Here is a 12,792-nt window from a genome sequence, read left to right on the forward strand (position 1 = left end):
CGAGGACGCAGCGGCGCACGGCACGCCAACGGAGAACAATACCGGTCGGTGAGGCCCAGGGTCAAAACTCACTCGGCGAGCGCATCGGCGAGCTGTTCGACCGCCCACGTCAGCTCGTCCCGTTCGATCACCAGCGGCGGGGCGATGCGGATCGTTCCCTCGTGCGCGTCCTTCGCGAGGACCCTGCGTGCCAGAAGTCTTTCACAGATCGTTCGAGCGGACGGCATACCGTCGGCCAGCTGCACACCGGCCCACAGTCCGCGCCCACGCACCTCCGAGACGTGGTCGGGGGGCAGTTGCGACAGCATGCTGTGCAGGTAGGCACCCAGGTCGCGGCTTCGCTGCTGGTACTCGCCGGTCTCGAGCAGGTCCACGACGGCGCTCCCGACCGCGCAGGCGAGGGGGTTGCCCCCGAACGTGCTCCCATGTTGTCCGGGGCCGATCACCGCCATCACCGGCCAGTCGGCGACGACGGCGGAAACCGGTATCAGACCACCCCCGAGTGCCTTGCCCAGGACGTACACATCGGGGGTGACGTTCTCGTGGTCGCACGCGAACGTGTCGCCGGTCCGCCCGAGCCCGCTCTGGATCTCGTCGGCGACCATCAGGATCCCGCGACGAGTGCAAATGTCCCGGACCGCTGCGAGGTAGCCGGGCGGTGGCACCAGGACCCCGGCCTCTCCCTGGATCGGTTCGAGGAGCACCGCCACGGTGTTCTCCGTGATCGCGGCCTCGAGCGCATTCGCGTTCCCGTATTCGACGGACGCGAAGCCCGCCGGGAACGGACCGAATCCGGTGTACGCGTCCGGATCGGACGAGAACCCGACGATCGAGATGGTGCGACCGTGGAAGTTCCCGGCGCACGTGATCACCTCGGCACGCCCCGGCGGCACTCCCTTGACGTCGTAACCCCATTTGCGGGCCAGTTTCAGCGCGGTCTCCACGGCTTCGGCGCCCGTGTTCATCGGCAGCACGGCGTCCTTCCGGCACAGCCTGCTCAGGTCCTCGCAGAAGGACGCGAACCGATCGTGCTGGAAGGCGCGGCTGGTCAGGGTGAGCCGGCCGAGTTGTTCGCGTGCCACCCGGACGAGGGTGGGGTGCGCGTGGCCGAAGTTGAGAGCCGAGTATCCGGCGAGTACGTCCAGGTAGTCGACGCCATCGATTCCCTTCACCCACGAGCCCGCGCCCGACTCGATCACGACCGGCAGCGGCGCGTAGTTGTGTGCGCTGTGCTCGTCGGCCCTGATCAGCTGTTCACGCGTGGCATCCGACACGGAAACGACACCGTCCGACATTGCTGGTCACCCCTGATCTTCCACGACCCGGAGCCCGCGGAATCCGCGGAGCTCCAAAGTGCTGCACTTGATTCCGCCACCGGATTTGAGGAACTCCGAATAGTCGACCGGCACGGGCTCGTACCCGCGAGCGGACAATTGGTCTGCAAGGTGCGAAGCCTGCACGGGTAGCACCACATTGGCACCGTCGCTGACCAGGTTCAGTCCGAGCCAGTCGGTGTCCGTCTCGGCCGCGATCACCGCGTCGGGATACATCTCCTCGAGCAGAGCGCGACTGTCCGGCGAGAACGCCGCCGGCAGGTAGGCGATGGTCCAGTCGTCGAGCACACCCAGCGCGGTGTTGAGGTGGTAGTAGCGGGGATTCACCAGGTTCAACGTGATCACCGGGCGGCCGAGGTGGGCCGAGGCCTCGGCGTGTGACCGCGGGTCGGACCGAAATCCGGTTCCGGCGAGGATCACGTCGCCGACGACGAGGAAGTCACCCTCCCCCTCGTTGACATACCGCGGCAGGGTGGGCCTGACCAGCCCGTTGTCCAGGAACCACCGGAACACGTGGTCGGCCTCGGCCCGCCGCTCGGCGGACCGGTAGCGGGCGCCGAGCGCGACATCGTCGACGACGAGTCCGCTGTCGGTGACGAACACCATGTCCGGGAGCCCCTCGACAGGGTCGATCGTGAGGACCTCGTGTCCGAGTCGCCGGTACGTGTCTGCGAGCGCCGACCACTGCGACATGGCACGATCCCGGTCCACGGGTTCCTCGGGCCGCATCCAGTCGTTGATGGCATAGACGACGTCGAAATACGTGGGCGGGCACATCAGGTAACTCCGCGAGTGAGCACGCCGGGCCACGCGGGCGGCGTCGCCCCGCACCTCTGCCGTCTCTTCGTACGGGTTCTCGGACTCGATACCAGCAGTGGGCGCCATCTCCACTCCCCCTCGGTCGGTGTCGGTGAAATCAGTATCCACCCACCAAAAGCCCTGATCAATGCGCTAGCGTTCCATCACATGGATGATTCATTGCGTCTGGACGGGCTCGATCGGCGGATCGTTGCGCGGCTGGAGCGCAATGCGCGGTCCAGCTTCGCCACCATCGGCGCCGAGGTCGGGCTCTCCGCACCCGCCGTGAAGCGTCGGGTCGATCGACTGATCGAGTCCGGAGTGATCACCGGATTCCATGCGGCGCTCGATCCGCGTGCTCTCGGCCACGGCGTCGAGGTCTTCGTCGAGTTGTACTGCAGCGGCCGCACCTCGGCCGTCGAGATCGCACGGATCGTTTCTCGTCACACCGAGGTTCAGGAGGCATACACCGTCACCGGGGATGCCAACGCCCTCCTCCGCGTCCGCACCACCGACACGGCACACCTGGAACGCACGCTGGAGAATCTGCGGTCGGAGCCGGCCGTACTTCAGACCAAGAGCAGCGTCGTCCTCAGCCGGCTGATACCGCCCGCCGACTGATCACTCGATCCCTCGTCCGAGACGACAGTGCCTCAGCAAAATGCTGGGGCACTCGACCTGTCACGCGAGGATCAGAGCAGGCCGCGACGTTCTGGTCTTCCGCGGTCTGCATATCGACGGCGCCCTCCTGGCCTTCGAGACCGTTGACGTAGCGTCTACGTACATCTCGGACTGTCTGCCACTGGTGTGGCGGGCGCCTGAGATGGACGTGTGTCACGGCTACCCGCGTCACCGTGCGGTGGTGTGGGTTGGACCGTGTCCCACACCGACGCTTGTGGTGCAGGAACATGCTGTTTCGGATTCACCCCCAACCGCCGTGGTGCGGTGGGCAGGCTGCGGCGGACCCGGCGATGCCGGGGCCTGCTCGGGGTCGGACCGGTTTTGTCGCGGCACCTGCGTATCGGCGCGTGCTCGGCGACCCGGACCGCGGGCAGCTGCCCACGTCGACGGGTGACCTTGCCTTTGCCGAGCAGTGCGCGTTTGGCCAGGTTCACCCCCGCGAGGTGGTCGCGGTTGCCACCGACCCGGCAGCCCGGGCACCACGCGTCGTGGTACCCGCCGGGACGGGCAAGTGGTTCGTCGCAGCCCGGACACCATGCGGACGATCCTCGGGCGGGCACCGAGACCACCGTGATGCCGGCACCGGCGGCGGTGTGCGCGAGGGCGGCGACCGCTTGGCGGCGGGCGGACTGCGCGGCCCGGTTGTTGTTGACCCGGCCGTGTCCGCGGGTCTCGAGGGTGGTGAGATCTTCCACCGCGATCACCTGCGCTCCCGCGGTGGTGGCGTAGTCGGTGACCTGGCGGGCGAAGTGGAACGCGAGTTCCCGGTTGATCTTCCCCCGCTTGGCACCCACCGCGGTGCGGTGTTCGTCGAGGACGGCGATCTTCGCCTCCAGCTGGGCGCGGACCTCCGGTGGGGCGGTGGCGGCCAGCCGGGTCAGCCGGGCGGCCTTGGCGTGCAGCAGCTGCCCCTCGGCCTGCAGGCGCGCCAGTTTGATTCCGAGGCCGCGGTCGTCGTAGGTGAAGCCCCGGTAATCCGACACCAGCCCCTCCGGGCTGTCGGTGGTGAGGGCGGCGGCACCGAGCGTGGACGGGGACCAATCCACCCCCACCGCGACCGCGGCCGAGTCCAGGTCGCCTGCCGGGACGAGTTCGGTGGCGGCGCACCGCCAGAGCAGACCCCGGTGGTCGAGGACCAGGGTCGGCAGAGGCCAATCGATGACAGGCCGACCGCACAGGTGCGCGGGGATGGCCGCGGTCAGCCGCACCCGCCGCCACTGCGCCCGCCCCGCCGGCGCGGGACAGGTCGGCAGCTTCACCGTCAACACCAGCTCATGCTCTGCGACGGTGACGGCAAGCTGCGCGAGCTGCCGATCGGCGGCCGACAGTCGGGCCATCGACGCGATCTGCGGTGGTCCCTGCAGGTCGGTGATCCGCAACCGGCCGGCCGGTGCCCCGCCACTGGAGCGGGCGCGTGCGGCGAGCTGGCGCCGCACACCCCGAGCGAAACCCGAGGGCACAGAGTCGCCCGGCTCGGTGGGTGCGGTCAGACGACCGGTGGCCGGGTCGAATCGGGTCGACAGTGCCGCGATCGCGGTATCTCGGTAGGTCAGGGTCCGCAGGGTTGCCAGCACCTGCGCGGTCACCACCCGGCTCACCCGCGACGGCACATAGACCCCGTCCGGATAGGTCGGATCCCAGCCGAGCCGCGCCGCGGCGACATGACCCTGTGTGGGCAGCCTGCGGTCCTGGCGGTCACGGCCGGCGGCGAGCACGTCGAACGTCGCCGGCCGCCACAGCCGCGACACCAACTCGGCGCCAGCACCTGCAATCAGATCGAGCAGCCACCCCACCCGGGTGTCGACGTCATCGAGGCCGATCCGCTCACCGGTCGCGTCGTCGACCGCCACGTGGGCGCGGGTGGTGAACGAGAACTGCCGCGCCGCGGTCGATCCCGGCCCGGTCACGCCGGGCCCAATTCATGAGCGGCGAGCACCGTCGCGTTCCGAGATGACCCGCGATCGCCCGAGATGCTCACCGGTCACCCCTTCCCCAACCGTGCGGCGGCATCGCCCCGAAGCCGGTGATGATTCTGCTTCGACCTCGACGGAGAGAACCGGCCGGACAACGATGCCAACCGTGCCATGCCGTCATCCATCAACCCTCTCCACCAGCGATGCATCACCCTTCTCTCGCAGGACCTCGACTGTAACGCCGGCGTCCGACATTCAGCCTCGGAAGGAGTCCGCAGGCGGGCCGGGGCAATCGATCTCGCCACATGACCCGCACCACCGCGACCCGCCCAGGGCCGCGTCGTCGATCATCCGGCCGCGCCCCGCCGCTCCCGCAAACCCGAACACGATAGTTGTAGACCCGATACACCGCACCAGCAGGCGCCCTCCCGCAACATCTTTTGCTGATCGGGCAGCGACGCCTCTTGCGATCGTGCCCGACAATGCAATGCGTCCACTCTCTCCGGAGTCTGCTCCCGCACACTCTGATGCGGGCCTGCCCAGATAGGCGTCGCGGTCCGTGAGGTCAATGATTCGGTGACCCGAACCGATACGCCGGGAAAAGTAACCGGCCGTCCGATGCCTCGTTGCGCACCCAACTACCGAAGCGCCCACGGTTGAGAGGTAGCGGCAACAGTTGGAGCCTCACGCAGGTCACTCGGGACGGCTTGCAGACGACGCACGAACTCCCCACCGACGCGCTCGCCGCGCGTCTCGTGCAGCACGACATCTCGCTGAGCGGAATCGACATCGTCAGCCACGGCTATCGTGCCGCGGCCAGCTCCCCCACCACCGATGTGTACGACAGGCTGATCGGTCCGCTCCCGGCGACCGAGACCCGGATGGTCTGGCTCGCCCTGCGATTCGACGCCACCCAGAGCGTTGCCGCCGTGGCGCGGCGCGGCGGCGGCGAGGAAGGCGCATCGCGCGCGATCACGATCGCGGCAAGCCGCGTCGTGCGTGCACTGGCCGATTCCGGCTGCCGCGCCCGCATTCTCACCGCACCGGAGATCGAATCCGCAGCGCTGCAGGTCAGTCGGGGCGTCGATCCGAAGACCTTCACGGAGACGTGGAAGCATGCACCGCTGCCCGGAGTGTGCAACACCGGCTACGGAGTCGATCCGCGCCATCTAACACGAGATCTGCTCGCGAAGCTCTGGGTTCCGTCGAGCCTCGGCACGACCGTGACGATCCGGCTGCGCCCCAGCGCACACCACGGTCAAGTGAAGGTCGGCGCGGCCTGCCGGGTCACCACCCGGACGATGTCCGAGCCGCTCACGATTCCCGGGCTCGTCTCGATGCAGGGCAGGCACCGGGACGGACTGCTGTCCAATCTTCCCGTCGCGATGCCGGACCTCGACGACGTGATGCCGTTGACCGACATGTTCGTCGAGGACCTGCGTGCGCTGCAGTTACCGCTCGCGGGGTGCGGCCAGCTCATCGGCTCCGACGACAACGGGCACGGAATCACCGCCCGCATCGCAGGTCCCGGCGTCGGCATGGTCTACGTGGCGGGCGAATTGTATCTCGCCCAGCAACTGGTGTTCCGCGCCGTCGCGACCGGAGCCCGGGTGCTCATCCACACCGATCGGCCCGACGCGTGGTCGTCGTTGATCGACTCCATCGCCACACCCGACCGGTTGCGGATTGCCGGCCACAATCCGCAGTCCGACAACAGGTTCAACACCGTCGTGCTCGACGGCGTCAACGCGCTGCCGCGCCGCGCCGGGGTCACCGCGATCTATCTCTACGGAGAACCGAGCCAGTGGCCCGGTGCCGAACCGGACTTGTCGATCGTCCAGCCGAATGCGCTGGGCGACCGCATTCTTCTGTCGACAGGAGGGACGAGTATCGAACTGATGCTGGTCACGATCTCGTCCGAGACGGCATCCCGGCCGGCCTTGCGCGGTGGACGAGTACCCGCCGGTCCACCAGTACTAGCCGGGGTACGGGATGGTCCCGCGCTGGACACGGACTGCGTCGGCCCACCACGCCAGCTGCGCCAGCATGCGGTCCGCCGAGTCGATGGCGGCGCCGTCGGTCGTCTGCCCCTGGTCGTCGAATCGCTTGCGCACCTGGTGGAAACTCACGCTCTGCCGCACCGACACCATGTGCAATTCGGCCACCACCTGGCGCAGCTGTTCGGTTGCCCGGAGCCCGCCTGCCAACCCGCCGTACGACACGAAACCGATGGGCTTCGAGCGCCATTCGTGTTTGACGCTGTCGAACGCGGTCTTCAGCGCTGCAGGGTAACCATGGTTGTACTCGGAGGTGACGGCCACGAACCCCTCGGCTCTGCCCACTCGCTCCCGGAATTTGTCCGCCACGGGGGATGCGCCGAGATCCTGCGGCAACGGCGTGTCGGCAAGATCGATGATGCCCACGTCCAGTCCCGGGTAGGCGCGAGCACGTTCGGCGAACCAGGCGGCGACGACGGGAGCGATCCGACCCACTCTGACGGATCCGATGATGATCTCGATCCGGACGGGTGCGACTGCGGTCATGAACAGGCTCCTTCTCTTCCGGAGCCATCGTAGGTGCTGGTGCCTCCGCTAACGCGGTGGTGATCGACGCCGCAGATTCCGGTCAGTCGCCGCAGCAGCCGCCCGGCGCGGTCCTGACGTCCCGGGTGATCTTGTTGCGTGCCGCCAGATCCGCGTCGTCCGGGTAGTCGACGCGCACCAGGGACAGTCCGTGCGCCGGGGCCACCAGGATCGAACTCGACCGCGACTTCTCCTGGAGGAGTCCTTCGATCCAGCCGAGGTCGCGGCGTCCCTCCCCCACGGCGAGAACAGCACCGACGAGACTGCGCACCATCGACCAGCAGAAGGCGTCGGCGCTGACGAAAGCCGTGAACACGTCGCCGTCGCGCTCCCAGTCGAAACGTTGGAGATCGCGGACAGTCGTGGCGCCCTCCCGGCGTTTGCAGAACGCCGCGAAGTCGTGCAGCCCCAGCAGCGTCGCGGACGCCGAGCGCATGAGTTCGAGGTCGAGAACCTTCGGATACGACACGGTGTCCCGGGCTCGGAGCGGATCGGCGCCGTAGACCGCCGATGTCAGGCGGTACTCGTAGTGCCTGCGCATCGCGGAGAACCGTGCATCGAAGTGTTCGGGCGCAAAGGCGATCCGCTTGATCCGCACGTCCTTGGGCAGGAACCGCGCGAGCCTGCGGACCAGCCGGGACGGGTCGTCCGGAAGGGCGTCGACCGGAACGTCGACGTGCGCCACCTGTCCGGTGGCGTGGACCCCGGCGTCGGTGCGGCCCGCCACCGTGAGTTGCAACGGCGTGCGCAGGACGGCGCCGAGCTTCTCCTCGATCTCCCCGCACACCGTGCGTAACCCGTTCTGCCGGGCCCACCCGGAGAAATCGGTTCCGTCGTATGCGATGTCCAGGCGCAAGCGACGGGTCCCATACGAAACGGGCCCGCCGTCCCTCGGGGGGACGACGGGCTCGTTCGATTCAGCGTGTGCCGAAACCAAGTGGACTAGTCCTTCTTGGCCTCTTCGGCCTCGGGGGCGTCGGCCGCGGTGGCGGTCTCGTCCTCGATGGCCTCGACGACGGCGTCAGCGTTCTCGACCTCGGCGTCGGTTGCCTCGGCCTCGACGGCCTCGACGACGTTCTCCTCGGCGGGAGCTGCAGCCGGCGCATCCTTCGATGCCTTCACGCGACGAGCGCGGTCGGCCTCGGAGGTGACGGTCTTCTCCTTGACGAGCTCGATGATCGCCATCGGCGCGTTGTCGCCCTTGCGGGGGACCGTCTTGATGATGCGGGTGTAGCCGCCGTCACGATCGGCGTAGAACGGGCCGATCTCCGCGAACAGGGTGTGCACGACATCCTTGTTGCGGATGACCTTCAGAACCTCGCGACGGTGAGCCAGGGTTCCGGCCTTGGCGTGCGTGACGAGCTTCTCGGCGTACGGGCGCAGGGCCTTGGCCTTGGACTCCGTGGTGGTGATGCGGCCGTGCTCGAAGAGCGCGGTAGCCAGATTGGCGAAGATCGCCTTCTGGTGCGAAGCCGACCCGCCGAAGCGGGCACCCTTCTTGGGCTTGGGCATGATGATCTCCTAGTAAAGGACCGTGAGCTACAGCTGTTCGGTCTCGGCGTAGTCCTCGGTGCCCTCGGCATCACCGAAGGAACCGGCGTCCGTGTCGCTCCACGTTCCGGTGGCGGCGTCGTAGCCGGCAACGGTGGTGGGATCGAAGGACGCGGGGCTGTCCTTGAGGGCCAGGCCGAGCGAATGCAGCTTGACCTTGACCTCGTCGATGGACTTCTGTCCGAAGTTGCGGATGTCGAGCAGATCGGACTCGGTACGGCCGACAAGCTCACCGACGGTGTGAACACCTTCGCGCTTGAGGCAGTTGTAGGAACGGACCGTGAGGTCCAGGTCCTCGATGGGCAGTCCGAACGAAGCAATGTGATCGGCCTCGGCAGGCGAGGGTCCGATCTCGATGCCTTCTGCTTCGACGTTCAGCTCACGGGCCAGGCCGAAGAGCTCAACCAGGGTCTTGCCCGCCGAAGCGAGCGCGTCCCGAGCGGTGATGGAGTTCTTGGTTTCCACATCGAGCACGAGCCGATCGAAGTCGGTGCGCTGCTCGACGCGGGTGGCCTCCACCTTGTAGGTGACCTTGAGCACCGGCGAGTAGATCGAGTCGACCGGGATACGGCCGATCTCGGCGCCGGACGCCTTGTTCTGGACGGCGGGGACGTAGCCGCGACCGCGCTCGACGACGAGCTCGATCTCCAGCTTTCCCTTGTCGTTCAGGGTGGCGATGTGCAGATCCGGGTTGTTCACGGTGACGCCGGCCGGGGGCACGATGTCGCCTGCGGTCACAGCGCCGGGGCCCTGCTTGCGGACGTACATGGTGACCGGCTCGTCCTCTTCGGAGCTCACGACGAGGCCCTTGAGGTTCAGGATGATGTCGGTGACATCTTCCTTCACACCGGGAACTGTGGTGAACTCGTGCAGAACGCCGTCGATGCGGATGCTGGTGACAGCAGCGCCGGGAATCGACGAGAGCAACGTGCGGCGGAGCGAGTTGCCGAGGGTGTACCCGAAGCCTGGCTCGAGGGGCTCGATGACGAACTTCGAGCGGTTGTCAGCGATGACCTCTTCGGTCAGCGTGGGTCGCTGAGAAATGAGCATTTGAATTTCCTCCTGTACGGGCGTCCGCTATTTGACGCCCACGATGGGAAAGGCACTTCGTGCCCGTGCGCCTTTCCGGTAGTCGGAACTACCGGAAAGGCGCACGAGCCGTCAGGCCTACTTCGAGTAGTACTCGACGATGAGCTGTTCCTGCAGAGGAACGTCGATCTGCGCACGCTCGGGAAGCTGGTGAACCAGAACCCGGAGACGTCCACCGACAACCTGCAGCCAACCCGGGATCGGGCGATCGCCCTGGGTCTCGCGCGCAACCTGGAAGGGAAGCGTGGACAGCGACTTCTCCTTGACATCGATGATGTCGTACTGGGAGACGCGGTAGCTGGGGATGTCGACCTTCTTGTTGTTCACAAGGAGGTGGCCGTGGGTGACCAGCTGACGGGCCTGGCGGCGGGTGCGAGCCAGTCCGGCGCGGTACACGACGTTGTCGAGACGCGACTCCAGGATGCGGAGCAGGTTCTCACCGGTCTTACCGGGGCGGTTGTTCGCCTCCTTGTAGTACAGGCGGAACTGCTTCTCCATGACGCCGTAGGTGAAGCGAGCCTTCTGCTTCTCCTGCAGCTGGAGCAGGTACTCGCTCTCCTTGATCCGCGCGCGGCCGTGCTGGCCCGGCGGGTAGGGACGACGCTCGAACGCCTGGTCGCCTCCAACGAGGTCGACGCGCAGACGACGCGACTTGCGGGTGATGGGTCCGGTATAACGTGCCATTTTCTTCTACCTATCCTTCCCGCTAGACCCGACGCCGCTTGGGCGGACGGCAGCCGTTGTGCGGCTGGGGGGTGACATCGGAGATGGTGCCGACCTCGAGGCCCGCGGCCTGAAGCGAGCGGATCGCGGTCTCACGGCCGGAGCCGGGGCCCTTGACGAAGACGTCGACCTTCTTGACACCGTGCTCCTGCGCCTTGCGGGCTGCGTTCTCGGCGGCCAGCTGAGCGGCGAACGGGGTCGACTTACGCGAACCCTTGAAGCCGACGTGTCCCGAGGACGCCCAGGAAATCACGTTTCCGGCGGGGTCCGTGATGGACACGATGGTGTTGTTGAACGTGCTCTTGATGTGAGCGGCGCCGTGCGGGACGTTCTTCTTGTCCCTGCGACGCGCCTTCTGGGTCTTCTTCGGACCGGTGCCACGTGACTTGGGGGGCATTACTTCGCCTTCTTCTTGCCTGCAATGGTGCGCTTCGGACCCTTACGGGTGCGGGCGTTGGTCTTGGTGCGCTGACCACGCACGGGCAGACCACGACGGTGGCGCAGGCCCTGGTAGCAGCCGATCTCGATCTTGCGTCGGATGTCGGCCTGGACCTCGCGGCGAAGGTCACCCTCGACCTTCAGCGACTCCTCGATGTACTCGCGGAGCTTGGCCAGATCCTCGTCCGAGAGATCCTTGCTCCGCAGATCCGGGCTGACGCCGGTGGCGTCCAGGATCTCCTTGGAGCGGGTACGGCCGATGCCGTAGATGTAAGTAAGTGCGATCTCCATCCGCTTTTCACGGGGAAGATCGACACCTGCGAGACGTGCCATGTCGGCATTTCCTATCGGTGTGCGGAGGTCTGCTCCCAGTCCATCCCCTGTGCCTCTTCAAACGTCGGCGGTCTCGCGACCGACAATGCTTCAACTAACTCAGTGGGGCCCCGGCCTCCGTGCCGGGGGTGAACCAGTACCTGCTCGAAAGCCGTGAGTACTGGCTGGTGCTGGGAGGTCATCTTTGCTTGTTGCCAAGCAGATCCTCGAAAAGCGGAGATCTAGCCCTGACGCTGCTTGTGGCGCAGGTTCTCGCAGATCACCATGACCCGGCCGTTACGACGGATCACCTTGCACTTTTCGCAGATCTTCTTGACGCTCGGCTGAACCTTCACGTCTTCTGATCTCCTGTTTTGTGGCAGCCCACTACGCAGAGCCGCAGCGGACGTACTTCTCCCCGACCTGGTCGGGCGGGGAAGCTTTACTTGTACCGGTAAACGATGCGTCCGCGCGACAAGTCGTAGGGCGAGAGCTCTACGACAACGCGATCTTCCGGGAGGATGCGAATGTAGTGCTGACGCATCTTTCCGCTGATGTGGGCGAGAACCTTGTGGCCGTTCTCGAGCTCAATGCGGAACATCGCATTGGGCAGCGGCTCGACTACTCGTCCCTCGACCTCGATGGCCCCGTCTTTCTTAGCCATATCCTCCGCGATCCATGTGGTTTGGCGTGCTTATTGCATCTGTTTCCGTTACCGTGGCGCCCAATGGGATCTTCACCGGCCGAAACATGAACAATCCGGATCGAATCCGGCACTGGGCACGCAGACAACCGGCACGCATAGCGCACCGTTGATCCATGTTACGGGAAATTGCTCACCAGGCCAAATGCGGTCCCCGACGGAGCCGCCCGCCCGGCAGAATTCGACTTCCGACGGCCACGGCCACGGCCACTATGCGAAGGATGGTGTGCGTGCGCGCCCTGGTGCAGCGAGTGACGTCCGCGTCGGTCCGCGTCGACGGCGACGAGGTCGGACGGATCACTCCCCCGGCCGGCGGCCACGGGCTGCTCGTCCTGGTCGGCGTCACCCATACGGACGACGAGGCGAAGGCGGCTCTGCTCGCGAAGAAGGTGTGGACCATGCGCATCCTGGAGAACGAACAGTCCGCGTCCGACCTCGACGCCCCGGTGCTCGTCGCCAGTCAGTTCACGCTCATGGCGGACACCCGCCGGGGCCGGCGCCCGTCCTGGTCCGCCGCGGCGCCGAGGCCGGTGGCGGAACCACTCGTGGACGAGTTCACCGGCGCCCTGCGCGAGCTGGGCGCGACCGTCGAGACCGGCGTGTTCGGCGAACACATGGAAATCAGCCTCGTCAACGACGGCCCGGTGACGTTGCTCATCGACGTATAG

General features: G+C 66.7%; 14 protein-coding genes and 1 pseudogene. 3 read left to right on the forward strand and 12 right to left on the reverse strand.

Annotated features, from left to right (window positions below):
* Positions 1 to 68 precede the first annotated feature (68 nt).
* Together rocD and ddaH are read right to left on the reverse strand one after the other, a co-directional pair.
* Entirely contained in the window at positions 69 to 1,295 is a 1,227-nt protein-coding gene (gene rocD, locus JVH1_RS05475; protein WP_009479384.1) for an ornithine--oxo-acid transaminase, read from the reverse strand.
* Between the two features lie 6 nt (positions 1,296 to 1,301).
* A complete protein-coding gene (ddaH, locus tag JVH1_RS05480; protein WP_043782131.1) occupies positions 1,302 to 2,219 on the reverse strand; it encodes a dimethylargininase in 918 nt (305 codons plus the stop codon).
* 81 nt (positions 2,220 to 2,300) lie between these two features.
* Here ddaH and JVH1_RS05485 point away from each other — a divergent pair, with 81 nt between their 5' ends.
* On the forward strand, positions 2,301 to 2,753 hold the full coding sequence (locus JVH1_RS05485; RefSeq protein ID WP_009479382.1) for an Lrp/AsnC family transcriptional regulator: 453 nt from the start codon (positions 2,301 to 2,303) through the stop codon (positions 2,751 to 2,753).
* A gap of 155 nt (positions 2,754 to 2,908) precedes the next feature.
* Here the strand turns inward: JVH1_RS05485 and JVH1_RS05490 are convergent, their stop codons facing one another.
* A complete protein-coding gene (locus tag JVH1_RS05490) occupies positions 2,909 to 4,720 on the reverse strand; it encodes a zinc ribbon domain-containing protein (protein WP_371112943.1) in 1,812 nt (603 codons plus the stop codon).
* A 713-nt stretch (positions 4,721 to 5,433) separates the two neighbouring features.
* Here JVH1_RS05490 and eccE point away from each other — a divergent pair.
* Positions 5,434 to 6,057, forward strand: a pseudogene (gene eccE / locus JVH1_RS05495) (type VII secretion protein EccE); the annotation flags it as partial.
* Positions 6,058 to 6,702: 645 nt separating this feature from the next.
* Here eccE and JVH1_RS05500 read toward each other — a convergent pair.
* From JVH1_RS05500 to infA, 9 genes are all read right to left on the reverse strand, one after another.
* A complete protein-coding gene (locus JVH1_RS05500; protein ID WP_083849883.1) occupies positions 6,703 to 7,269 on the reverse strand; it encodes an NADPH-dependent FMN reductase in 567 nt (188 codons plus the stop codon).
* An 82-nt stretch (positions 7,270 to 7,351) separates the two neighbouring features.
* A complete protein-coding gene (gene truA / locus JVH1_RS05505; RefSeq protein ID WP_011598159.1) occupies positions 7,352 to 8,245 on the reverse strand; it encodes a tRNA pseudouridine(38-40) synthase TruA in 894 nt (297 codons plus the stop codon).
* Between the two features lie 5 nt (positions 8,246 to 8,250).
* Entirely contained in the window at positions 8,251 to 8,820 is a 570-nt protein-coding gene (rplQ, locus tag JVH1_RS05510; RefSeq protein ID WP_005239685.1) for a 50S ribosomal protein L17, read from the reverse strand.
* A 27-nt stretch (positions 8,821 to 8,847) separates the two neighbouring features.
* Entirely contained in the window at positions 8,848 to 9,909 is a 1,062-nt protein-coding gene (locus JVH1_RS05515) for a DNA-directed RNA polymerase subunit alpha (RefSeq protein ID WP_005239684.1), read from the reverse strand.
* A gap of 117 nt (positions 9,910 to 10,026) precedes the next feature.
* Complete coding sequence (gene rpsD / locus JVH1_RS05520; protein WP_005253863.1) at positions 10,027 to 10,632, reverse strand: 30S ribosomal protein S4; 606 nt, start codon at positions 10,630 to 10,632, stop codon at positions 10,027 to 10,029.
* A gap of 22 nt (positions 10,633 to 10,654) precedes the next feature.
* The gene (gene rpsK / locus JVH1_RS05525; RefSeq protein WP_009479376.1) at positions 10,655 to 11,068 is read right to left on the reverse strand and encodes a 30S ribosomal protein S11; all 414 of its coding nucleotides are present in this window, start codon (positions 11,066 to 11,068) and stop codon (positions 10,655 to 10,657) included.
* The gene (gene rpsM / locus JVH1_RS05530; RefSeq protein ID WP_005239677.1) at positions 11,068 to 11,442 is read right to left on the reverse strand and encodes a 30S ribosomal protein S13; all 375 of its coding nucleotides are present in this window, start codon (positions 11,440 to 11,442) and stop codon (positions 11,068 to 11,070) included. The genes rpsK and rpsM overlap by 1 nt, the downstream gene beginning before the upstream one ends.
* Positions 11,443 to 11,663: 221 nt before the next feature.
* Positions 11,664 to 11,777, reverse strand: a complete 114-nt coding sequence (gene rpmJ / locus JVH1_RS05535; protein ID WP_003938068.1) for a 50S ribosomal protein L36 — start codon at positions 11,775 to 11,777, stop codon at positions 11,664 to 11,666.
* 86 nt (positions 11,778 to 11,863) lie between these two features.
* The gene (gene infA / locus JVH1_RS05540) at positions 11,864 to 12,085 is read right to left on the reverse strand and encodes a translation initiation factor IF-1 (RefSeq protein ID WP_003418601.1); all 222 of its coding nucleotides are present in this window, start codon (positions 12,083 to 12,085) and stop codon (positions 11,864 to 11,866) included.
* A 269-nt stretch (positions 12,086 to 12,354) separates the two neighbouring features.
* Here infA and dtd point away from each other — a divergent pair, with 269 nt between their 5' ends.
* Positions 12,355 to 12,792: a D-aminoacyl-tRNA deacylase gene (dtd, locus tag JVH1_RS05545; protein ID WP_005253862.1), complete on the forward strand. Its 438-nt coding sequence runs from the start codon at positions 12,355 to 12,357 to the stop codon at positions 12,790 to 12,792.

It is taken from the genome of Rhodococcus sp. JVH1, from assembly GCF_000280725.2.
In the GTDB taxonomy this organism is placed as follows: Bacteria; Actinomycetota; Actinomycetes; order Mycobacteriales; family Mycobacteriaceae; genus Rhodococcus_F; species Rhodococcus_F jostii_A.